The sequence below is a fragment of the Mixta sp. Marseille-Q2659 genome, assembly GCF_940807255.1.
Classification (GTDB): domain Bacteria; phylum Pseudomonadota; class Gammaproteobacteria; order Enterobacterales; family Enterobacteriaceae; genus Mixta.
In genome coordinates this window covers 29,626-53,315 of record NZ_CALNWY010000011.1, presented here as the reverse complement: position 1 = coordinate 53,315, position 23,690 = coordinate 29,626, and the positions used below count along the sequence as shown (strand labels likewise).

18 protein-coding genes are annotated in these 23,690 nt (G+C 58.4%); 17 read left to right on the top strand and 1 reads right to left on the bottom strand.

From position 1 onward, the window contains the following. Positions 1-3: 3 nt before the first annotated feature. Both yegD and P3C52_RS10125 read left to right on the top strand, forming a co-directional pair. Positions 4-1,356 carry a molecular chaperone gene (yegD, locus tag P3C52_RS10130; protein ID WP_275554884.1) on the top strand — a complete coding sequence of 451 codons (1,353 nt, stop codon included), beginning with the start codon at positions 4-6 and terminating at the stop codon, positions 1,354-1,356. Positions 1,357-1,599: 243 nt separating this feature from the next. After that, a complete protein-coding gene (locus P3C52_RS10125; protein WP_275554883.1) occupies positions 1,600-1,851 on the top strand; it encodes a hypothetical protein in 252 nt (83 codons plus the stop codon). 122 nt (positions 1,852-1,973) lie between these two features. Here P3C52_RS10125 and P3C52_RS10120 read toward each other — a convergent pair whose 3' ends face one another. Continuing rightward, on the bottom strand, positions 1,974-2,936 hold the full coding sequence (locus P3C52_RS10120; RefSeq protein WP_275554937.1) for an aldo/keto reductase: 963 nt from the start codon (positions 2,934-2,936) through the stop codon (positions 1,974-1,976). Between the two features lie 266 nt (positions 2,937-3,202). Between P3C52_RS10120 and P3C52_RS10115 the strand changes: the two genes are divergently transcribed. From P3C52_RS10115 to P3C52_RS10050, 15 genes are all read left to right on the top strand, one after another. Then, positions 3,203-4,456 (top strand): MdtA/MuxA family multidrug efflux RND transporter periplasmic adaptor subunit, encoded by a 1,254-nt coding sequence (locus P3C52_RS10115; RefSeq protein ID WP_275554882.1) that lies wholly within the window; start codon positions 3,203-3,205, stop codon positions 4,454-4,456. Next, positions 4,456-7,578, top strand: a complete 3,123-nt coding sequence (locus P3C52_RS10110; RefSeq protein ID WP_275554881.1) for an MdtB/MuxB family multidrug efflux RND transporter permease subunit — start codon at positions 4,456-4,458, stop codon at positions 7,576-7,578. Before P3C52_RS10115 ends, P3C52_RS10110 begins: the two co-directional genes overlap by 1 nt. After that, positions 7,575-10,643 carry a multidrug efflux RND transporter permease subunit MdtC gene (gene mdtC, locus P3C52_RS10105; protein WP_275554880.1) on the top strand — a complete coding sequence of 1,023 codons (3,069 nt, stop codon included), beginning with the start codon at positions 7,575-7,577 and terminating at the stop codon, positions 10,641-10,643. The genes P3C52_RS10110 and mdtC overlap by 4 nt, the downstream gene beginning before the upstream one ends. Positions 10,644-10,695: 52 nt before the next feature. Continuing rightward, positions 10,696-12,111 (top strand): multidrug transporter subunit MdtD, encoded by a 1,416-nt coding sequence (gene mdtD, locus P3C52_RS10100; protein WP_275554879.1) that lies wholly within the window; start codon positions 10,696-10,698, stop codon positions 12,109-12,111. Then, a complete protein-coding gene (gene baeS / locus P3C52_RS10095) occupies positions 12,111-13,493 on the top strand; it encodes a two-component system sensor histidine kinase BaeS (protein WP_275554878.1) in 1,383 nt (460 codons plus the stop codon). Before mdtD ends, baeS begins: the two co-directional genes overlap by 1 nt. A gap of 10 nt (positions 13,494-13,503) precedes the next feature. Then, positions 13,504-14,208, top strand: coding sequence for a two-component system response regulator BaeR (gene baeR, locus P3C52_RS10090; protein ID WP_275554877.1), 705 nt, complete (start codon positions 13,504-13,506; stop codon positions 14,206-14,208). Positions 14,209-14,318: 110 nt separating this feature from the next. After that, positions 14,319-15,701, top strand: a complete 1,383-nt coding sequence (yegQ, locus tag P3C52_RS10085; protein WP_275554876.1) for a tRNA 5-hydroxyuridine modification protein YegQ — start codon at positions 14,319-14,321, stop codon at positions 15,699-15,701. A gap of 251 nt (positions 15,702-15,952) precedes the next feature. Continuing rightward, positions 15,953-16,852 carry a lipid kinase YegS gene (gene yegS / locus P3C52_RS10080; protein WP_275554875.1) on the top strand — a complete coding sequence of 300 codons (900 nt, stop codon included), beginning with the start codon at positions 15,953-15,955 and terminating at the stop codon, positions 16,850-16,852. A gap of 333 nt (positions 16,853-17,185) precedes the next feature. Then, positions 17,186-17,326 carry a hypothetical protein gene (locus tag P3C52_RS20950; RefSeq protein ID WP_343252016.1) on the top strand — a complete coding sequence of 47 codons (141 nt, stop codon included), beginning with the start codon at positions 17,186-17,188 and terminating at the stop codon, positions 17,324-17,326. Positions 17,327-17,523: 197 nt separating this feature from the next. Continuing rightward, a complete protein-coding gene (locus P3C52_RS20945; RefSeq protein WP_343252015.1) occupies positions 17,524-17,661 on the top strand; it encodes a hypothetical protein in 138 nt (45 codons plus the stop codon). A 112-nt stretch (positions 17,662-17,773) separates the two neighbouring features. Beyond that, positions 17,774-18,988, top strand: a complete 1,215-nt coding sequence (gene manD / locus P3C52_RS10070; protein WP_275554874.1) for a D-mannonate dehydratase ManD — start codon at positions 17,774-17,776, stop codon at positions 18,986-18,988. A 10-nt stretch (positions 18,989-18,998) separates the two neighbouring features. Beyond that, positions 18,999-20,009: a Zn-dependent oxidoreductase gene (locus tag P3C52_RS10065; protein ID WP_275554873.1), complete on the top strand. Its 1,011-nt coding sequence runs from the start codon at positions 18,999-19,001 to the stop codon at positions 20,007-20,009. 69 nt (positions 20,010-20,078) lie between these two features. Further along, the gene (locus P3C52_RS10060; protein ID WP_275554872.1) at positions 20,079-21,362 is read left to right on the top strand and encodes an MFS transporter; all 1,284 of its coding nucleotides are present in this window, start codon (positions 20,079-20,081) and stop codon (positions 21,360-21,362) included. Positions 21,363-21,415: 53 nt separating this feature from the next. Beyond that, positions 21,416-22,888: a mannitol dehydrogenase family protein gene (locus P3C52_RS10055; RefSeq protein ID WP_275554871.1), complete on the top strand. Its 1,473-nt coding sequence runs from the start codon at positions 21,416-21,418 to the stop codon at positions 22,886-22,888. A gap of 89 nt (positions 22,889-22,977) precedes the next feature. Beyond that, the gene (locus P3C52_RS10050; protein WP_275554870.1) at positions 22,978-23,661 is read left to right on the top strand and encodes a GntR family transcriptional regulator; all 684 of its coding nucleotides are present in this window, start codon (positions 22,978-22,980) and stop codon (positions 23,659-23,661) included. Positions 23,662-23,690: the final 29 nt, after the last annotated feature.

Below are 23,690 nucleotides of genomic sequence, written 5' to 3'. Positions count from 1 at the left end.
ACTGTGTTTATCGGTTTTGATTACGGGACGGCTAACTGTTCCGTGGCCGTTGTGGAAAATGGCGCGCCGCGGCTGCTTAAACTGGAAAAGGATTCTCCTTACCTGCCCTCTATGCTGTGCGGGCCGACGCGCGAGGCGATCAGCGAGTGGCTGTTCCGCCATCATCAGGTGCCGACGCCGGACGCTGAGAACCAGGCGCTGTTGCGCCGCGCCATTGCGTTTAACCGCGACGAAGATATTGACGTCACGCCGGGCAGCGTACATTTCGGTCTGGATGCGCTGGCGCAGTATATGACCGATCCTGAAGAAGTCTGGTTCGTTAAATCCCCTAAATCGTTCCTCGGCGCCAGCGGCCTGAAGCCGCAGCAGATCGCCCTGTTTGAAGATCTGGTTTGCGCCATGATGCTGCATATTCGCCAGACCGCCGAACAGCAGTTGGATAAGCCCATCGATCAGGCGGTGATTGGCCGTCCGGTTAACTTCCAGGGGCTGGGCGGTTCCGAAGCCAACCAGCAGGCGCAGGGCATTCTGGCGCGCGCCGCCAGCCGCGCCGGCTTCCGCGACGTGATTTTTCAGTTTGAGCCGGTGGCCGCCGGTCTCGATTTTGAAGCAACGCTGAAAGAAGAAAAGCGGGTGCTGGTAGTAGATATCGGCGGTGGTACGACCGACTGCAGTATGCTGCTGATGGGCCCGCAGTGGCACAACAGCGCCGACCGCGCCAGCAGCCTGCTGGGGCACAGCGGCTGCCGCGTCGGCGGCAACGATTTAGATATTGCGCTGGCGTATAAAGAGCTGATGCCGCTGCTGGGACTGGGCGGGGAGACGCAGAAAGGCACCGCGCTGCCTGCGCTGCCCTGGTGGAACGCGGTTGCGATCAACGATGTTCCGGCGCAAAGCGACTTTTACTCGGCCGCCTGCCGCAAACTGTTGCAGGATCTTATTCGTGACGCCCGCCAGCCGGAGAAGGTGCAGCGGCTGCTTAAGGTCTGGCAGCAGCGCCTGAGCTATCGTCTGGTGCGGGCGGCGGAAGAGAGCAAAATCGCCCTTTCCGATCGGGACGATGTCAGCGCCGCGCTGGCCTTTATCGACGCGGGACTTGCGACAGATATCAGCCGCGCCGGACTGGAAGCGGCTATTGCCGCGCCGCTGGTGCGCATTCAGGAGCAGGTGAAGCTGGCGCTGGAAACCAGCGGCACCACGCCGGATATGATCTATCTGACCGGCGGCAGCGCGCGCTCTCCGCTGTTACGTCAGGCGCTACAACAGCAGCTGCCAACCATTCCGCTGGCGTCCGGCGATGATTTTGGCTCGGTTACCGCCGGTCTGGCGCGCTGGGCACAGATTATGTTTGTCTGACGGCACCCGTAAGCGCACCGAGGCAGCCTTAAGCCGCTGCGTTATGGCGATATAGCATCTCAGCATCCGCAAGGTTAATCCGCAGGGATTAACCTTGTTTATCATTAAAAATCTTTAGCACTGCTTATCGAAATTGCCTGCCTGTCCACACATATAGCGCAACGCGTTATAACTATTAACGCTTTTTATGGCGCGCCGCATGTTAGCATTTCAGCCCGGTTAACAAGGCACGGATACGATTTCATGAGCCTGTCCTCTGTCACTTTTCAACAGTTTCTCGCATTTGCTCTGCTGCTGATTCTGCTGTATCGCTATACCGGCGTGGTTGTTTGCCTGACGATTATGGCGGCGGGCGCGTCACTCTGGCACTTCTGCTACGGCGAGCCCTTACCGGCGCTGCTGGTGCTGTTTATGATCGGCAGCGCGCTGGGCGTGCTTTGTCATCGTGTGGAGCGCTATCGCGCCGTGCAAAAGGTCAGTCGCTTTTATCATTGAAGTGTTCAGCCCTGATGCGCTGCTGGCCCGCTGCGCCAGCATGCAGCGCTTAGCTGTCTACAGGCGCTGAATGCATGACATAAAAAATGCGCCCGCAGGCGCATTTTTTTCAGGCTGCTGACTCAGTACTGGCTCGCCTGCGTCAGTTTTTCCACCTCATCGAGGTTCAGCCGTAGCTGCGCCGCTTTCACCAGCTCATTTAATTGCTCCAGCGAGGTAGCACTGACAATCGGCGCGGTGATGCTCGGACGGGCAATCTGCCACGCCAGCGCCACCTGCGTCGGCGTTACGCCGCGCGCCTGCGAAACCTCATCCAGCGCCTGCAGAATACGCAGCCCGCGATCGTTGAGATATTTCTCAACCACGCCCTGCCCGCGCTTACTTTTGCTGGCGTCCTCCGGGTGACGGTATTTGCCGCTCAGAAAACCGCTGGCCAGCGAATAGTAGTTAATCACGCCGAGGCCGTTTTCTTGCGCCACCTGCTCCAGACCGCTTTCATATTCCTGACGATCGTAGAGGTTATATTCCGGCTGCAGCGTTTCATAACGCGCCAGCCCGTTCTGCTCGCTGACTTTTAGTGCTTCGCTCAGGCGCGCCGCCGAATAGTTCGATGCGCCAATTGCCCTCACCTTTCCTTCCTTAATCAAATCATCGAAGGTTTTCAGCGTCTCCTCCAGCGGCGTCTGATCATCATCGCGATGTGCCTGATAGAGATCGATATAGTCGGTTTGCAGACGACGCAGCGAATCTTCCACCGACTGGCGAATATATTTGCCTGCCAAACCGGTTTTCTCCGGTGACATCTCCATGCCGACTTTGGTTGCCAGAATGATTTTGTCGCGCTTGCCGGTTTTTTTCAGCCAGTTGCCAATGATGGTCTCCGATTCTCCACCCTGGTTGCCCGGCGCCCAGCGCGAATAAACATCAGCGGTATCAATGAACCACAGCCCTTTTTCCACCAGCGCATCCAGCAGCGTGAAAGAGGTGTTTTCATCTACGGTCCAGCCAAAAACGTTGCCGCCAAAGGTCAGTGCAGGAACTTCAATGCCGCTGCGCCCCAGCTGACGGGTTTCAATCTGAGTCATCATTGTTCTCCTTAATTAATGTATTGCCAACCTGTTGATGAGCGTAGCAAACATCTGTGCTTCTGCTTTACCGATTTCAGCGGTGAATTTGTCTCATCGCATAAGATCGCGGATACTTACGGCGGCCTTACGGCTGGCTTACAGTTATTCTTATTTCCTCCATTTTTTTATCCTATTCGATAATTAAACTGGCTAACTTCGCGGGAGCTACCTTTGCTGACCCGCCTGGAACCTTTGATTACACTGCCGGAGAGCAATAAACCGCAATGAATGCCTCACGCCATATGTCTAAAAAAATCCTGCTGTTGATCGTTGTCGTACTGGTGGCCGTCGCCGGTTATTTCTTATGGCCCAAAGGCGATGGCGGCACGAATAATGCGACAAATAATACTCAGCAGCGAGGCAAAGGTGGACGGCGCAATATGCCGCTGGCGCCGGTTCAGGCCGCCACGGCGCAGACACAAAGCGTCCCGCAATATTTTTCCGGCCTGGGCACCGTTACCGCTGCCAATACGGTGACGGTGCGCAGCCGCGTGGACGGCCAGCTGATGGCAATTCACTTCCAGGAAGGACAACAGGTTAAGGCAGGCCAGCTGCTGGCTGAAATCGATCCGCGTCCTTTTCAGGTCGCCCTGACGCAGGCGCAGGGGCAGCTGGCGCGCGATAAAGCGACGCTGGCCAATGCCCAGCGCGATCTGGCGCGCTACCAAAAGCTGGCAAAAACCAACCTGGTTTCACAGCAGGAACTGGATACCCAGCGCGCGCTGGTCAGCGAAACCCAGGGTACCATCAAGGCGGACGAAGGCAGCGTCGCCAGCGCCGAACTGAACCTTACCTACAGCCGCATCACCGCGCCGATTGACGGACGCGCCGGCTTGAAACAGGTTGATATCGGCAACTACATCAGCAGCGGCGACACCACCGGGCTGGTGGTATTAACGCAAACGCATCCAATCGATGTGCTGTTCAGCCTGCCGGAAACCACCATTCAGACGATTCTTCAGGCGCAAAAAGCGGGCCAGCCGCTGACTGTGGAAGCCTGGGACCGCAGCAACAGCACGCTGCTGACGCAGGGCGAACTGCTGAGTCTCGATAATCAGATCGATACCACCACCGGCACCATCAAGCTCAAGGCGCGCTTCAGCAACGAAGACGATCGCCTGTTTCCCAATCAGTTTGTGAACGCGCGCCTGAAGGTCAATACGCTGCATGATGCGGTGGTGATCCCCACCTCCGCGCTGCAGATGGGCAGCGAAGGCAACTTTGTCTGGGTGGTGAACAGCGAAAATAAAGTGAGCAAGAAAAACGTTAAGCCGGGCCTGCAGGATAGCGAGAAAGTGGTAATCAGCGCCGGACTGGAAGCGGGCGAACGCGTGGTGACCGATGGACTGGATCGCCTGACCGAAGGCGCGAAAGTGGAAGTCGTCGCGCCGCAGTCTACCGAGCTAACCAGCAATAAAGCAGCCCAGCCGGCGAAAGGCGCGCGTAGCCACGGCGACCGGACGCAGGGAGATCGTTGATGCAGGTTTTACCTCCTAACGCCACCGGCGGCCCGTCCCGTCATTTTATCCTGCGGCCAGTTGCCACTACGCTGCTGATGGTCGCCATTCTGCTGGCCGGCGTGCTGGGCTATCGCTTTTTGCCGGTTTCCGCCCTGCCGGAAGTGGATTACCCCACAATTCAGGTGGTGACGCTCTACCCTGGCGCCAGTCCCGACGTGGTGACCTCGGCGATTACCGCGCCGCTGGAACGCCAGTTCGGCCAGATGTCCGGGCTCCAACAGATGTCGTCGCAAAGCTCCGGCGGCGCTTCGGTGGTGACGTTACAGTTCCAGCTAACGCTGCCGCTGGATGTTGCCGAGCAGGAAGTGCAGGCGGCGATTAACTCCGCCACCAACCTGCTGCCGAGCGATCTGCCGAACCCGCCGGTTTACAGCAAGGTTAATCCTGCCGATCCGCCGATTATGACGCTGGCGGTCACCACCACCAGCATGCCGATGACGCAGATACAGGATATGGTGGAAACTCGTATCGCGCAGAAGATTTCGCAGGTCAGCGGCGTCGGCCTGGTGACGCTGTCGGGCGGACAGCGTCCGGCGGTGCGCGTCAAAATGAATGCGCAGGCGCTGGCCGCGCTCGGCCTCGACAGCGAAACGGTGCGCACGGCTATCTCTAACGCCAACGTCAACTCGGCGAAAGGCAGTCTTGACGGCCCGGAACGCTCGATTACGCTGTCGGCTAACGATCAGATGCAGTCGGCGGAGGATTATCGCCAGCTGATTATCGCCTACAGCAATAACGCGCCGGTGCGGCTGGGCGATGTCGCCACCGTTGAACAGGGCGCGGAAAACAGCTGGCTCGGCGCCTGGGCTAATCGCCAGCAGGCGATTGTGCTGAACGTGCAGCGCCAGCCGGGCGCGAATATTATCGCCACCGCCGACAGCATCCGCAGCCTGCTGCCGGAGCTGACCGCTTCGCTGCCGAAATCGGTCGAGGTCAAACTGCTTTCCGACCGCACCACCAACATTCGCGCCTCGGTGCATGATGTGCAGCTGGAACTGCTGTTGGCGCTGGCGCTGGTGGTGATGATTATCTATCTGTTCCTGCGCAATGTGCCTGCCACCATTATTCCCGCCGTGGCGGTGCCGCTGTCGCTGATCGGCACCTTCGCGGTGCTGTATATGCTCGGCTTCTCGATCAATAACCTGACGCTGATGGCATTGACCATCGCCACCGGCTTCGTGGTGGATGATGCGATTGTGGTGATCGAAAACATCTCGCGCTATATCGAACAGGGCGAAAAGCCGCTGGCGGCGACCCTGAAAGGCGCGGGTGAGATCGGCTTTACCATTATCTCCCTCACCTTCTCGCTGATTGCGGTACTGATCCCGCTGCTGTTTATGGGTGATATCGTCGGACGACTGTTCCGCGAATTTGCCGTGACGCTGGCGGTGGCGATATTAATTTCCGCGATTGTCTCGCTGACGCTGACACCGATGATGTGCGCGCGCATGCTGAACGCCGAATCGCTGCGTAAGCAGAACCGCTTTTCCCGCGCCAGCGAAGCGATGTTCGATCGCATCATCGCCGTTTATGGTCGTTTCCTGACGCGCGTCCTCAACCATCCGTGGATTACGCTGAGTGTGGCGCTGGGCACGCTGGTGCTGACGGTGCTGCTGTGGGTGCTGATCCCGAAAGGCTTCTTCCCGGTGCAGGACAACGGCATTATTCAGGGCACGCTGCAGGCGCCGCAAAGTGTCTCTTACGCCAGCATGGCGCAGCGCACCCGTGACGTCGCCTCGATTATCGAGCGCGATCCGGCGGTGCAGAGCGTCACCTCCTTTGTTGGCGTGGACGGCACCAATCCGGCGCTGAACAGCGCGCGCGTGCAGATTAACCTGAAGCCGCTCGACGAGCGCGACGATCGTATTCCGGCCGTCGTGGAACGGCTGCAAAGCGCGGTGGCGCGCGTGCCGGGCGTGACGCTGTGGCTGCAGCCGGTGCAGGATCTCACCATCGATACCCAGCTCAGCCGTACGCAGTATCAGTTTACGCTGCAAACCGGCTCGCTGGATTCGCTGAGCCAGTGGGTGCCGCAGCTGGTGGCGCGTCTGCAAACGCTGCCGCAGCTGAAGGATGTCAGCAGCGACTGGCAGGACCAGGGACTGGAAGCGATGGTGAAAGTGGATCGCGACAGCGCCAGTCGCCTCGGCATCAGCATGAGCGATATCGATAACGCGCTCTATAACGCTTTCGGCCAGCGCCTGATCTCGACCATTTATACCCAGGCGAACCAGTATCGCGTGGTGCTGGAGCAGGATACGCAAAACGCGCCGGGCCTTCAGGCGCTGGAAGCGATCCGCATGACCACCAGCGACGGCAGCACGGTGCCGCTCAGCGCCATTGCGCAGGTGGAACAGCAGCACGGCGCGCTGACGGTGAACCATCTTGACCAGTTCCCGTCCACCACTTTCTCGTTCAACCTCAACGACGGCTATTCGCTGGGCGAAGCGGTGCAGGCGATCGAGGCGGCGGAGAAAGATCTGGCGATGCCGTCAGAGATCATGACCCGCTTCCAGAGCAGCACGCTGGTGTTCCAGGCGGCGCTGGGCAGCACCGTCTGGCTGATTGTGGCGGCGATCGTGGCGATGTATATCGTTCTCGGCGTGCTGTATGAGAGCTTTATCCATCCGATCACCATTCTCTCCACGCTGCCGACCGCTGGCGTCGGCGCGCTGCTGGCGCTGCTGCTCAGCGGGCACGAGCTGGATGTGATCGCCATTATCGGCATCATTCTGCTGATCGGCATCGTGAAGAAAAACGCCATCATGATGATTGACTTTGCGCTGGCCGCCGAGCGCGAACAGGGCAAAACGCCTTATGAGGCCATCTATCAGGCCTGTCTGCTGCGCTTCCGTCCGATTCTGATGACCACGCTGGCGGCGTTGCTCGGCGCCCTGCCGCTGATGCTGAGTACCGGCGTCGGCGCGGAACTGCGTCGTCCGCTCGGTATCGCTATGGTTGGCGGGCTGATCCTCAGCCAGGTGCTGACGCTGTTTACCACGCCGGTTATCTACCTGCTGTTCGATCGTCTGGCGCACTATACGCGCCGTCGCTGGCAGCGCGGGGAGGCGCAGTCGTGAAGTTTTTTGCGCTGTTTATCTACCGTCCCGTCGCAACCTGCCTGCTGACGCTCGCTATTGCGCTGGTCGGCATTCTGGGTTATCGCCTGCTGCCGGTCTCGCCGCTGCCGCAGGTCGATTTTCCGGTGATTATGGTGAGTGCGTCCCTGCCGGGCGCCTCGCCGGAAACCATGGCCTCGTCGGTAGCGACGCCGCTGGAGCGCTCGCTGGGCCGTATCGCCGGCGTCAGCGAAATGACCTCCACCAGCTCGCTGGGCAGCACGCGCATTATTATGGTGTTCGATTACGATCGCGATATTAACGGCGCGGCGCGCGATGTGCAGGCGGCAATTAACGCCGCGCAAAGCCTGTTGCCGAGCGGCATGCCGAGCCGGCCCAGCTGGCGCAAGGCCAACCCGTCCGACGCGCCGATTATGATTATGACGCTCACCTCGGACGACTGGACGCCTGGCCAGCTTTATGACTACGCCTCCACGCAGCTGGCGCAGAAGCTGTCACAAATCGAAGGCGTTGGCGACGTGACCGTCGGCGGCAGTTCGCTGCCGGCGGTGCGGGTGCAGCTCAATCCGCAGGCGCTGTTTAATCAGGGCGTCTCGCTGGATGCGGTGCGTCAGGCGATCGCGGATGCTAACGTGCGCCGTCCACAGGGCGCGGTGGAAAATAATGGCCAGCGCTGGCAGCTCAGAACCAATGACGAGCTGAAAACTGCCGAGGAATATCAGCCGCTGGTGGTGCATTACAACAATGGCGCGGCGGTGCGTCTTGCCGATGTCGCCACCGTTACCGACTCGGTGCAGGATGTGCGCAACGCCGGGATGACCAATGCTAAACCAGCGGTGCTGCTGGTGATCCGTAAAACCGCCGACGCCAACGTGATCCAGACCGTGGACCGCATCCGTGCCGAACTACCAGAGCTGCATGAAATTATTCCTGCCGCCATTGAACTGGCAGTGGCACAGGATCGCTCGCCGACCATTCGCGCCTCGCTGGAGGAGGTGGAGCAGTCGCTGGTGATCGCCGTGGCGCTGGTGATTCTGGTGGTGTTCCTGTTCCTGCGCTCCGGCCGCGCTACCTTAATTCCGGCGGTCGCGGTGCCGGTTTCGCTGATCGGCACTTTCGCCGCCATGTATCTGTGCGGCTTCAGCCTCAATAACCTGTCGCTGATGGCGCTGACCATCGCCACCGGCTTTGTGGTGGATGATGCGATTGTGGTGCTGGAGAATATTTCGCGCCATATCGAAGCGGGCATGAAGCCGCTACAGGCAGCGCTACAGGGCGTGCGCGAAGTCGGCTTTACCGTGCTGTCGATGAGCATTTCGCTGGTGGCGGTGTTTATTCCGCTGCTGCTGATGGGCGGCCTGGTGGGACGACTGTTCCGCGAGTTTGCCGTTACGCTCTCGGTAGCGATCATGATCTCGCTGGTGATCTCTATTACGCTGACGCCGATGATGTGCGCCTGGCTGTTGAAAGGCAAACGAGCCGGCAGCCAGCCGCGCACGCGTGGCTTTAATCGCCTGCTGCTGGGCCTGCAGCGCGGCTATGGACGCTCGCTGCACTGGGTGCTGGATCGGGCGCGCTGGACGCTGCTGGTGCTGTTAGCCACCATCGGCCTGACGGTTTATCTCTACATTACTATTCCGAAAACCTTTTTCCCGGAGCAGGATACCGGGCGGCTGATGGGCTTTATCTCTGCCGACCAGAGCATCTCTTTCCAGGCGATGCGCGGCAAGCTGGCAGACTTTATGAAAATCATTCGTGAAGATCCGGCGGTGGACAACGTGACCGGCTTTACCGGTGGTTCGCGTACCAACAGCGGCTCAATGTTTATCGCGCTGAAGCCGCTTTCCGAGCGCAACGAAAGCGCCCAACAGATTATCGCCCGCCTGCGCGTGAAGCTGGCGAAGGAGCCGGGCGCCAGCCTGTTCCTGATGCCGGTACAGGATATTCGTGTCGGCGGCCGCGAGGCCAACGCCAGCTATCAGTACACGCTGCTGTCGGATAGCTTAAGCGACCTGCGTGCCTGGGAGCCGAAGATCCGCGCGGCGTTCAGCAAACTGCCGGAGCTGGCCGACGTCAGTTCCGATCAGCAGGACAAGGGCGCGGAGATGGCGCTCACCTATGACCGGCAAAGCATGGCGCGGCTGGGTATCGATGTGTCCGACGCCAACGCCCTGCTGAATAACGCCTTCGGCCAGCGGCAGATCTCCACAATCTATCAGCCACTGAACCAGTACAAAGTGGTGATGGAGGTCGATCCGCGCTATACCCAGGATATCAGCGCGCTGGATCAGATGTTTGTAGTAAACAGCGACGGCAAGCCAATTCCGCTCTCCTGGTTTGCCCGCTGGCAGCCTGCCAACGCGCCGCTGTCGGTCAACCATCAGGGGCTTTCCGCCGCCTCCACCATCGCCTTTAACCTGCCGGAAGGGGTGTCGCTGTCGCAGGCCTCGGAGGCGATTGAGCGCACCATAACCATGCTGGGCGTGCCCTCCAGCGTACGCGGCAGCTTTGCCGGTACGGCACAGGTGTTTAAAGAGACGCAGAACAGCCAGCTCTGGCTGATTATCGCCGCGATCGCCACGGTCTATATCGTGCTGGGCATTCTGTATGAGAGCTATGTTCATCCTCTGACCATCCTTTCAACCCTGCCCTCGGCGGGCGTCGGCGCACTGCTGGCGCTGGAGCTGTTTGGCGCGCCCTTTAGCCTGATTGCGCTGATCGGCATTATGTTGCTGATCGGCATCGTGAAGAAGAACGCCATTATGATGGTGGACTTTGCACTGGAGGCGCAGCGCAGCGGTAACCTGAGCGCGCGCGAGGCGATTTTCCAGGCGTCGCTGCTGCGTTTCCGTCCTATTTTGATGACGACGCTGGCCGCGCTGCTGGGCGCGCTGCCGCTGGTGCTGACCAGCGGCGACGGCGCGGAGCTGCGCCAGCCGTTGGGGATTACCATCGTCGGCGGCCTGGTAATGAGCCAGCTGTTAACACTCTATACCACGCCGGTGGTCTATCTCTTTATGGACAAACTGCGTCGACAAAAACAGCCGCTAACGGTGACCAGCTAAGCAATCGGGTCGGCCTGCTGAAGGCCGACCTGTTGACGCAAAACGGAGGCGAATGATGAAGAATGCGCAATCCGCATCGGTACGCTGGCAATTATGGATTGTGGCGATCGGCTTTTTTATGCAGACGCTGGATACCACCATCGTCAATACCGCCCTGCCCTCAATGGCGCGCGACCTCGGCGTCGATCCGCTGCAGATGCACTCGGTGGTGGTTTCTTACGTGCTGACCGTGGCGGTCACGCTGCCGCTCAGCGGCTGGCTGGCCGACCGCTTCGGCGTACGCAATATCTTTTTCGCCGCCATCGTGCTGTTCAGCCTCGGATCGCTGTTTTGCGCACTGGCCGGGACGCTTAATCAGCTGGTGCTGGCGCGCGTGCTGCAGGGCTTTGGCGGCGCAATGCTGGTGCCGGTCGGTCGCCTGACGGTGATGAAAATCGTGCCGCGCGAACAATATATGGCGGCAATGACCTTTGTGACGTTGCCGGGACAAATCGGCCCGCTGGTCGGCCCGGCGCTGGGCGGCGTGCTGGTGGAGTACGCCAGCTGGCACTGGATCTTCCTGATTAACCTGCCGGTGGGGATCCTGGGTGCGCTGGCGACAATGATGCTGATGCCCAACTATTCCATGCAGACGCGCCGCTTCGATTTTTCCGGTTTTCTGCTGCTGGCGGCAGGTATGGCGACGCTGACGCTGGCGCTGGACGGGCAGCACGGCTCCGGCATCTCGCCGCTGGCGCTGGGGCTGCTGATTCTGATCGGCATCTTCTCGCTGCTGTTCTATCTGATGCATGCGCGCGGCAATGAAAACGCGCTGTTCAGCCTGAAGCTGTTTGAGAACCGCACCTATTCCATCGGCCTGCTGGGCAGCCTGACCGGACGCATCGGCAGCGGCATGTTGCCGTTTATGACGCCGCTGTTTTTGCAGCTGGGCCTCGGCTACAGCCCGTTTCATGCCGGTCTGATGATGATCCCGATGGTGCTGGGTAATATGGGCATGAAGCGCATCGTGGTGCAAATCGTGAATCGCTTCGGCTATCGCAACGTGCTGGTGGGTTCTACGCTGGCGCTGGCGCTGGTGGTGTTGCTGTTCCCGCTGGTGGCGTTAGTGGGCTGGGTCTGGGCGCTGCCGGTGGTGCTGTTTTTCCAGGGCATGGTGAACGCCATTCGCTTCTCCTCAATGAATACCCTGACGCTGAAAGAGCTGCCGGACAATCTCGCCTCCAGCGGCAACAGCCTGCTGTCGATGATTATGCAGCTGTCGATGAGTATCGGCGTCACCATCGCCGGCCTGCTGCTGGGCGCCTTTGGTCACCATGCGGCGATCGACAGCGAAATGGCGCATGAAACCTTCATCTACACCTGGCTTTGCGTGGCGCTGGTGATCGCGCTGCCCGCGCTGGTTTTCTGGCGCGTGCCGAAAGAATCAAGCAAAAATGCGGCGCTGAGCCGCGGGGGAAAATCGCGCTAATGGGTAAATTGCGTTTTGGCATCAGCGCCAAGCTGTTTTGCGGCATTTTTGCCACCTGTATGCTGGTATTAATCACCATGCACTGGGGCGTGCGCCTCAGCTTTGAACATGGCTTTATCGATTACATTAAACGCGGCAACGAGCAGCGGCTGGCGCTGCTGAGCGAGGCGCTGGCGGACCAGTACGAGCAGCACGGCAACTGGGAGTTTCTGCGCAATAATAACCGTCTGGTCTGGTCTATCCTGCGCTCGCTGGAGCAGAATCCCGACGGCAATAACCATCTGCCGCCGCACGGCTGGCGCACGCAGTTCTGGATTATCGATCAGCACTATCACGTCCTTATCGGCCCGCACTCGCCGGTGCCGCAGGAAGGGATCCGCAATACGATTAAAACCGACAGCGGCCATATTGTCGGCTGGGTCATCGGCTCGCCGCCGGAGCGCCTGACGCGCAGCGCCGATATTAATTTCGACCAGCAGCAGCGCCGCACCAGCTGGCTGATTGTCGGGCTTTCAACCTTGCTGGCGGCGGCGGTCACCTGGCTGATGTCGCGTGGGCTACTGGCGCCGGTAAAGCGGCTGGTCGCAGGGACTCATCAACTGGCGGCGGGCCATTTTACCAGCCGGGTCGCGGTCAGCAGTAACGATGAGCTGGGGCGGCTGGCGCAGGACTTTAACCGGCTGGCCAGCTCGCTGGAAAAGAATGAAAGCATGCGCCGCGCCTTTATGGCCGATATTTCCCACGAGTTGCGCACGCCGCTGGCGATTTTGCGCGGCGAGCTGGAAGCGATGCAGGACGGCGTGCGCAAGCTGACGCCGGAAGCGGTCAGCTCGTTGCTTACCGAGGTGGCAACGCTGACCAAGCTGGTGGACGATCTGCATCAGCTGTCGCTGTCGGATGAGGGCGCGCTCGCCTATCGCAAAAGCCAGACCGATCTGGCGGCGCTGCTGGAGCTGGTAGCCGGTAACTTTCATGCCCGTTACGCCAGTCACGGCCTGACGCTGCAGCTGTCGCTACCGGAACAGGCGCCTTTTTTCGGCGATCCTGACCGGCTGGTTCAGCTGTTCACCAATCTGCTGGAAAACAGCCTGCGCTATACCGATCGGGGCGGCACGGTGAAAATGACGCTGCACAGCGCGGCGGATCGCTGGCGTTTGCTGGTGGATGATTCCGCGCCGGGCGTCGCCGACGCGCAGCGGGAGCAGATTTTCGAACGCTTTTACCGCACGGAAGGCTCGCGCAATCGCGCCAGCGGCGGCTCAGGTTTGGGCCTGGCGATCTGTCGAAATATTGTCGAAGCGCATGGCGGCGTGATGTCTGCAGATCACTCTGATTTAGGTGGACTGCAAATCAGGGTAGAATTGCCGCACGTTAAACTTTGAATAGCTGGCTATGACTGAATTTAAACCGCCTCTGATCCTGGTCGTCGAGGATGAGCCAAAGATCGCCCAGTTGATGATTGACTACCTGCAGGCGGCCAATTATCACACCCATCATCTGGCGCGCGGCGATGAAGTGATTGCCTTTGTGAAGCAGACGCCGCCGGATTTAATGCTGTTGGATTTGATGCTGCCCGGCCTGGATGGCCTTTCCGTCTGTCGCGAACTGCGCCGTTTTTCCGAGCTGCCGATTATTATGGTGACCGCGAAAATCGAGGAGATCGATCGCCTGCTGGGTCTGGAGATTGGCGCGGATGACTATATCTGCAAGCCTTTCAGCCCGCGTGAGGTGGTCGCCCGCGTGAAAACCATTCTGCGTCGCTGCCAGCGTACGCAGGAAGAAACCGCCCCACCCTCGCCGCTGGTGGTGGATGAAGCGCGTTTTCAGGCGAGCTGGGATGGCAAAGCGCTCGATCTGACGCCCGCCGAGTTCCGCCTGCTGAAAACCCTGGCCCAGGAGCCGGGCAAAGTCTTTTCGCGCGAGCAGCTGCTGAATCATCTGTATGACGATTATCGCGTGGTGACCGATCGGACCATCGACAGCCATATCAAAAATCTGCGGCGCAAGCTGGAGGCACTGGATGCCGATCAGCCCTTTATTCGCGCGGTGTACGGTATGGGCTACCGCTGGGAAGCGGATGTGTGTCGCTTGATCTAGCGCAATTTACATCATCTGCTCAGACGCTTAGAATTTCTCACCTTTTAACGGGCCGTCAATTCTGACGTGCCCGTCCGCAATATCTGACCTGACATCAGACTGAGATCATTATGTTTAAACCGGAACTCCTCTCCCCGGCCGGTACGCTGAAAAATATGCGTTACGCCTTCGCCTATGGCGCAGATGCGGTATACGCCGGCCAGCCGCGCTACAGCCTGCGCGTGCGCAATAACGAATTTAATCACCAGAATCTGGCGCTCGGCATTCAGGAAGCACACGCGCTGGGCAAAAAGTTTTATGTGGTGGTGAATATCGCGCCGCATAACGCCAAGCTGAAAACTTTTATCCGCGATTTGCAGCCGGTAATCGATATGCAGCCGGATGCATTGATCATGTCCGATCCCGGCCTGATCATGATGGTGCGCGAAGCTTTTCCGGCAATGCCGATTCACCTGTCAGTACAGGCCAACGCGGTGAACTGGGCCACGGTAAAATTTTGGCAGCAGATGGGCCTGTCGCGCGTCATTCTGTCACGTGAGCTGTCGCTGGAAGAGATCGAAGAGATTCGCCAGCAGGTACCGGAGATGGAGCTGGAGATTTTTGTTCACGGCGCGCTCTGCATGGCCTATTCCGGGCGCTGCCTGCTGTCCGGCTATATCAATAAGCGCGATCCCAACCAGGGAACCTGCACCAACGCCTGTCGCTGGGAATATAAGGTGCAGGAAGGGAAAGAAGATGAGATCGGCAACATCGTGCATCAGTACGAGCCGATCCCGGTACAGGATGTCACGCCGACGCTGGGCGCCGGTCAGCCGACCGATAAAGTTTTTATGATCGAAGAAGCGATGCGCCCCGGCGAATATATGACCGCGTTCGAGGATGAGCATGGCACCTATATTATGAACTCGAAGGATCTGCGCGCCGTGGCGCACGTGGAACGCCTGACGCGCATGGGCGTGCATTCGCTGAAAATTGAAGGCCGCACCAAATCCTTCTACTACTGCGCCCGCACCGCGCAGGTTTATCGTCGCGCCATTGATGACGCCGCCGCCGGTAAGCCGTTCGATCCGACGCTGCTGGCAACGCTGGAAGGGCTGGCACACCGTGGCTATACCGAAGGTTTTCTGCGCCGCCATACCCATGACAGCTATCAGAATTATGATTACGGCTATTCCGTTTCCGATCGTCAGCAGTTTGTCGGTGAGTTTACTGGCGAACGCCGCGGCGATCTGGCGCAGGTCGAGGTGAAAAACAAATTTTCCCTCGGCGACAGCCTGGAATTGATGACGCCCGCCGGTAATCTGCACTTTACGCTGACGGCGCTGGAAAATAATAAAGGCCAGCCGGTTGAGGTTGCACCCGGTAATGGTCATATCGTCTGGCTGCCGGTGCCGGAAGATCTGGATCTGCAGTTTGCCCTGCTGATGCGCAATCTTAACGGCACCACGACGCGCAATCCGCATACGGAAGCCAGCACATCCGAAACAAATTAATACCCTGCTGTAACAGATTTTAGAATTCGATCACATTAGCTGGCGCGCTTTGCAGATAACATCGCGCTTGCTAAAACGAGCAAAAATAAACAGCAGTCTGTACCAGGAACCACCTCATTCGCCCGCCCGGCTCCCCCGCGCGGGTTTTTCTTTGCGTGCTGTTCTTAAAGGCGGCTCACGCCCGCCGCATTTGCGCCCTTCTGTGCTATAAACTGACTCTACACTGCGTAATTTGCTGCAAGGGAAATAGCATGGAAAAACAGGCTCTGACACTGGTGATCCTGAATGGAAAAGGCGCTGGCAACGAAGCGCTGCGCGAAGCGATTTATACGCTGCGCGATGAAGGTTATCCCATTGAAGTCCGCGTCACCTGGGAGTCGGGCGACAGCGAGCGTTACCTCCAGGAAGCCCTTCGCCTGCGGGCCGCCACCGTGGTCGCCGGTGGTGGCGACGGCAGCATTAATGAGCTGGCGAATGCGCTGATAAAATGCGATGCCGCTTCGCGCCCGGTTCTTGGCATTTTGCCGCTGGGCACTGCTAATGATTTCGCCACCAGCACCGGCATCCCGGAAGATCCAGAAGCGGCGTTGCGGCTGGCAATACTGGGTAAAGCGACGCTTATCGATCTGGCGCGCGTCAATCAGGATCGCTACTTTATCAACATGGCGACCGGCGGCTTTGGCACACGCATCACCACCGAAACGCCGGAAAAACTGAAGTCGGCGCTGGGCGGCGTATCCTACTTTATTCACGGTTTAATGCGTATGGATACGTTGAAGGCGGACAGCTGCGCCATCAGCGGCCCCGATTTTAGCTGGCGCGGCGATGCGCTGGCGATCGGTATCGGCAACGGACGTCAGGCGGGCGGCGGACAGCGCCTTTGCCCACGCGCATTAATTAATGACGGCCTGCTCGATCTCAGCATTGTGAACTCGCAGGAACTGCTCTCGACACTGTTACACTCGCTAACCAGCGATAAGCAGAATCCAAATATTATTGCCGCCACGCTGCCGTGGCTGACCATTACCTCGCCCAGCGAGATGACCTTCAACCTCGATGGCGAACCGTTAAGCGGTACGGAATTCCACATTGAAGTCATGCCGGGCGCGCTGGCCTGCCGACTGCCGCCGCAATGTCAGCTGCTGGCCTGATCTCCTTCTTCGCGCCTGTCATTTTAGAAATTACTTCTTTTCAGACAGGCGCTTACCTTTAGCCGCCTGTTTATTCAACAACGCGATCCTCCTCGCGGCATTTTACATTCGCCCTGGTATGGTAGCCAGCAAAAAGGGTTGGCACAGGCAAGTTCTGTATCGGCCTGCTGCCTGCCTACGACAAAATTGGCATTTGGACGCCGATCCTGCTGGTACTGATGCGTATTATTCAGGGCTTTGGCGTGCTGGCTAAACTCATGGAAGCAGGCACGTTCGGGATCTTTACCGTGATCGTACTGGCGTGGGGGGCCTCAGCTGGATGCCAATGTCTTAATGCAGACCATGATTGTTGCGGTGCTGCTGGAAATTGTCGCCATTCCGCTGATGGGACATCTTTCCGATCGTATTGGCCCGCCTCCGCGTCTGTTTACCCGGCATGCTGCCGCTCACGCTGGCGATTTTGCCATGGTTTAGGGTGCTGAAAGTTAACAATGGCTGGTTAACGCGGCTGGCAATGATTGTGGTGCTGACTCCTGGTAACAGCATGTGTTACGCACCGCAGTCCTCCTGATTACCGGAACTGTTCCCTTCCCCTATTCACTGCAGCGGCATCGCCCTTATCTGGCAGATTGGGCGGCATTCTGGGGTTAACCGCTATTAAGATCCTGCAAATGAGCGGCAGACATTATGGCGACCTGGCGATATATATGTTTGTAGCTGGCCTGCTCTTACTGATTGGTATCGCCTGCCTGCCGGAAACCGCGACGGGCGTACGTGGTGAAGAAGAACACGACTGGCATCAACATTAATTCAGCGTCGAAACAATGTGATCGTGATCGACCATTGGGCTTTGCCTTCTTGTATGGTAGTACGACAGAGCATAAATTTCAGTCATCCGAAGTCGCTATAAAGGCCAAGAAAATGAAAATTGTTAACGCTGAAGTATTTGTGACCTGCCCCGGCAGGAACTTTGTCACGCTGAAAATCACCACCGATGAAGGGATCACCGGCATCGGCGACGCCACGCTCAACGGACGCGAACTGCCGGTCGCGTCTTATCTGAAAGATCATATTTGTCCGCAGCTGATTGGCCGCGATGCGCATCAGATTGAAGACATCTGGCAGTTTTTCTATAAAGGCGCCTACTGGCGACGCGGCCCGGTAACCATGTCCGCCATTTCCGCCGTGGATATGGCGCTGTGGGACATTAAGGCCAAAGCGGCTAATATGCCGCTTTATCAGCTGCTGGGCGGCGCATCGCGTACCGGCGTGATGGTTTATTGCCACACCACCGGCCACAGCATTGATGAAGTGCTGGAAGATTATGCGCGCCACCAAGAGATGGGCTTTAAGGCGATTCGCGTTCAGTGCGGCGTGCCGGGCATGAAAACCACCTACGGCATGGCGAAGGGCAAAGGCCTGGCGTATGAACCGGCAACCAAAGGCAACTGGCCGGAAGAGCAGTTCTGGTCAACGGAAAAATATCTCGACTTTACGCCGAAGCTGTTTGAAGCGGTACGCGATCGCTTTGGCTTCGATGAGCATCTGCTGCACGACATGCATCATCGCCTGACGCCAATCGAAGCCGCCCGCTTCGGCAAACGCATTGAGGATTACCGCCTGTTCTGGATGGAAGATCCGACCCCGGCGGAAAATCAGGAGTGCTTCCGCCTGATCCGCCAGCATACCGTTACGCCGATTGCCGTGGGCGAAGTCTTTAACAGCATCTGGGACTGCAAGCAGCTGATTGAAGAGCAGCTGATCGACTATATCCGCACCACCATTACCCACGCCGGCGGCATTACCGGTATGCGCCGCATTGCCGATTTCGCCTCGCTCTATCAGGTACGCACCGGCTCGCACGGTCCGTCCGATCTGTCGCCGATCTGCATGGCGGCGGCGCTGCATTTCGATCTCTGGGTACCGAATTTCGGCGTACAGGAATATATGGGCTATTCCGAGCAGATGCTGGAAGTCTTCCCGCACAGCTGGACCTTCGATAACGGCTATATGCACCCTGGCGACAAGCCGGGCCTCGGCATCGAATTCGACGAAAAGCTGGCGGCGAAATATCCCTATGAGCCGGCCTATCTGCCGGTAGCGCGTCTTGAAGACGGCACCTTATGGAACTGGTAAGGAGAACCTGATGAAAAGTGTGGTTATTGAACGGCCCGGCGAACTGCAATTACAGCAGCGTCCGCTGCCCGAACCGGCGGCAGGCGAAGTACGGGTAAAAGTGCGCTACGCCAGCATTTGTGGCTCAGACGTCCATATCTGGCATGGCCATAACCCTTTCGCCCGCTATCCGCGCGTTATCGGCCATGAATTTTTCGGCGTGATCGACGCCGTTGGCGAAGGCGTGGATGCCGGACGTCTTGGTGAACGCGTGGCGGTCGATCCGGTGGTGAGCTGTGGCCACTGCTATCCCTGCTCGGTCGGACGCCCTAACGTCTGTCGCGAACTTCAGGTAACTGGCGTGCATCGCGACGGCGGCTTTAGCGAATATGCCGTGGCGCCCGCCAGCAACGCTTACCGCCTGCCGGACAGCATTCCCGACAAGCTCGCCAGCCTGATCGAACCGTTTACGATTGCGGCGAACATTACCGCTTTTCTGAAGCCCACTGCGCAGGACGTAGCGCTGATTTACGGCGCCGGACCGATGGGCCTGACGGCGATCCAGGTTTTAAAAGGCGTGTATGGCGTGCGTCAGGTGCTGGTGGCCGATCGGCTGCCGGAGCGGCTGGCAATGGCGCAACAAAGCGGTGCGGACGCGGTCTTTAACAACAGCGAGGTGCCGCTGGCAGCACAGCTGGAAGGCGTACAGCCGACGCTGATTATTGATGCCGCCTGTCATCCATCGATTCTGGCGGAAGCGGCCGCGCTGGCTTCGCCGGCGGCGCGCATCGGGCTGCTCGGCTTCTCTGCCGAACCCTGCACGCTGACGCAGCAAAGCCTGACCAGCAAAGAGCTGTCGCTGTTTACCTCGCGACTGAACAGTCATCGTTTCCCGCAGGTGATTGAATGGTTCGAGCGCGGCGCCGTTCAGCCGGAGAAGCTGGTCACGCACTATTTCCCACTGGCCGAGGTTGAACAGGCCATGACACTGTTTGAAAAAGATCCGCGTACCTGTTGCAAAGTTATTTTATCCGTTGAGTAAGCCAGGGGTTGGACGGCCAGGCCGTCCTTCTAGTAATTATTATAATTATCAAAATATTACGGAGTTACCATGTTCAAGAATTTACGTTGGACCATCGTACTTCTGCTGTTTCTGGTCTACATGATCAATTACCTCGATCGCGTAGCCCTTTCCCTCACTGTCCCGATGATTGAAAAAGACTTGATGCTGAACGCCGAGCAGTTCGGCCTGATTTTTGGCAGCTTCTTTTTCGGTTATGCGCTGTTTAACTTTATTGGCGGACTTGCGACCGATAAATATGGCCCGACGCTGGTCATGGGCCTGGCGGTCGGTATGTGGTCGCTGTTTTGCGGCCTGACCGCCGTGGCGACCGGCTTCTGGTCAATGCTGATCCTGCGCGTGCTGTTCGGCATGGCGGAAGGCCCGATCTGCGCCTCCGCGAATAAGGCGATTAACGGCTGGTTCCCGAAAAAACAGGCAGCGACCGCCATGGGCTTCCTCAGCGCCGGCTCGCCGCTGGGCGGCGCGGTAGCCGGGCCAATTATCGGTTATCTGGCGCTGGCGTTCGGCTGGCGGCCCGCATTCGTTATCATCTGCTCCATCGGTATCGTCTGGATGGTAATCTGGTTCTTCGTCGCCGCCGATAATCCGGCGCGCAGCAAGCGCGTGTCCGCTGAAGAGCGCGCGCTGATTGAAAAACTGAAAGAGCAGCAGCCGGGCGAAGAAGCCGATCTGACCCAGGCGGCGCACGGGCTGGGCCACTATCTGCGTCAGCCGATCATCCTGGTCACCGCCTTCGCCTTCTTCTGTTACAACTATATTCTGTTTTTCTTCCTCAGCTGGTTCCCGGCTTATCTGGTGCAGGCGCATAACCTCGACATCAAATCGATGAGCATGACCACCGTGATCCCGTGGATTGTCGGCTTTGTCGGCCTGGCGCTGGGCGGTTGGATCTCCGACAAAATATTCAACATCACCGGCCGCCTGCTGCTGTCACGAAAAATTGTGCTGGTGGTCGCGTTACTGGCCGCCGCCCTTTGTGTCGCACTGGCCGGTACGGTAGAAGGAGTAACTTCCGCGGTACTGCTGATGTCAGTCTCCATCTTCTTCCTGTATATCACCGGCGCCATTTACTGGGCGATTATTCAGGACGTGGTGCATAAAAGCCGCGTCGGCGGGATCAGCGGCTTTATTCATCTGATTGGCAGCCTGTCCGGCATTATCGGCCCGATCGTTACCGGCTTTATCGTGCAGCACACCGGCAAATTCGACAGCGCCTTTGTGCTGGCGGGCGTTATCGCCGCGCTTGGTGCAATCCTGGTGCTTTTCGTGATTAAAAGTCCTAAAGCGGCCAGCAAGCCCATATCTGTATAAACATTTCTGGCGCGCCCGGCGCGCCTTTTACGTTAAGTAAGAAGGAATTTCTCATGTTATCCGTTGAGACACTGGCAAAAGATGTTGTTGTCCCCAATTACGATCGCGCCCGACTGCGCGCCCGCATTCTGCATATCGGATTCGGTGCGTTTCATCGCGCTCATCAGGCAATGTGTGCTGACAGGCTGGCGCACGAGCAGCAGAGCGACTGGGGATATATCGAGTGCGAAATCAACCTGCAAAGCACCAGCGACCTGGTTAGCGCGCTGCGCCAGCAGGACCATCTGTATAGCGTGACGGAAATGGCGGATAGCGGTAAAACGTCCCGCGTCGTCGGTGTGATTACCGCCGCCGTAAATGCGTGTACCGACGGTATCGAAGCGGTGATTGACGCCATGTGCCAGCCGGATATCGCTATCGTCTCAATGACCGTGACGGAGAAGGGCTATTGCCATCATCCGGCAACTGGCCAGCTTAACCTGGAACATCCAGCGATCCAGCATGACCTGGCGCATCCTGACGCACCGCATTCGCTGCCGGGCGTTATTCTGGCCGCGGTTAAACGCCGCCGCGATCGCGGGCTGGCGCCTTTCAGCGTGATGTCCTGCGACAATATGCCGGAAAACGGTCACGTCACGCGCAATGTAATCTTGCAGCTGGCGGAGCAGCAGGATGCGGAACTGGCAAACTACATTCGTCAGCACCTGACCTTCCCTTCCACCATGGTCGATCGCATCGTACCGGCAATGACGCAGGAAGCGCTGGATGCGCTGGGCGATAAACTGGGCTGCTACGATCCGGTAGCCGTGCAGTGCGAACCCTTTTTCCAGTGGGTCATTGAGGATAATTTTGTTAATGGTCGTCCGGTATGGGAAAAAGCTGGCGCGGAGCTGGTAGCCGATGTGCTGCCATTTGAAGAGATGAAGCTGCGCATGCTTAACGGCAGCCACTCTTTCCTCGCCTACCTTGGTTATCTGGCGGGTTATCAGCATATCAGCGACTGTATGGAAGACCCCCATTTCCTGCGCGCCGCGCGTACGCTGATGCTGGAAGAACAGGCGCCGACGCTGCGTACTGAAGATGTCGATCTGGTCGCCTATGCGGATTCGCTGATAGCGCGCTATCAGAACCGCGCCATCAAGCACCGCACCTGGCAGATCGCCTCGGACGGCACGCAGAAGCTGCCGCAGCGCTGGCTCGACAGTATTCGCTGGCATCTGGCGCACAACAGCCGTTTCGATCTGCTGGCGCTGGGCGTGGCGGGCTGGATCCGTTACGTCGGCGGCGTTGATGAGCAGGGTAATCCCATTGAAATCAACGATCCGCTGAAAGAGACGCTGGCGCAGCGCGTCAGTGAAAGCGCAGAAGGCGAAGCGCGTATCAACGCCCTGCTCTCGCTGCAGAAGGTTTTCGGCGACGATCTGCCTGCTAACCCACAATTTACCGCGCAGGTTCTGCATTTTTATCAGCAACTACAGCAATTTGGCGCAAAAGAAACCGTTAAACAGCTGATTAGCCGCTACTGATTATTCCTTTGACAAAAGCGCTGGCGCGGAACTAACGGCCTGTTTAGACTGAAGGCTTTCGCGTCCAGCCAGTCCAGGAAAGTTGCCGTATGTCAATACCCTACACCATTACCGCCAGCGAACCGGTTAACCAGCAGATTTATCGTTTTTTGCGTCAGGATATTGTCACCTGCGTTATTCACCCCGGCTCGCTGCTGTCCGAAAAAGAGGTTTCCTCACGCTTTAATGTTTCACGCCAGCCGGTGCGCGAAGCCTTTATCAAACTGGCCGAAGCGGGACTGGTGCAGATTTTGCCGCAGCGCGGCACCTTTGTCCGAAAGATCTCCGCGCGCGTAGCGGATGGCCGCTTTATTCGCGAAGCGGTAGAGATTGCCGTAGTGCGTCGGGCAGCGCTGGAAGCGGCGCCCGCCGCGGTGATGGAGCTGGAGCATAACCTTCAGCTGCAAAAAATGGCGGCACAGCGCCATGACGTTCAGGCCTTTTTATTGCTGGACGATGAGTTTCATCTGCTGATTGCGCAGAGTATTAACTGCGAGCTGGCATGGGAAACGGTAGAAAATATCAAGGCCACCATGGATCGCGTACGCTTTTTAACGCTCAGCAAAGTCTCGCCGCCGGAGAGCCTGATTGAGCAGCATGAAGAGATCCTCAGCATGCTGCGTAACAAAGATGCCGACGGCGCCGAAAAGGCGATGCGTCGCCACCTGCAGGAGATGATCTTTTCCATTACGCCGATTGCCGAGCAGAACAGCGAGTGGTTTGAGCAGGTTTGATGGTTAGCTGAACTGCCACAGCGGGCGTT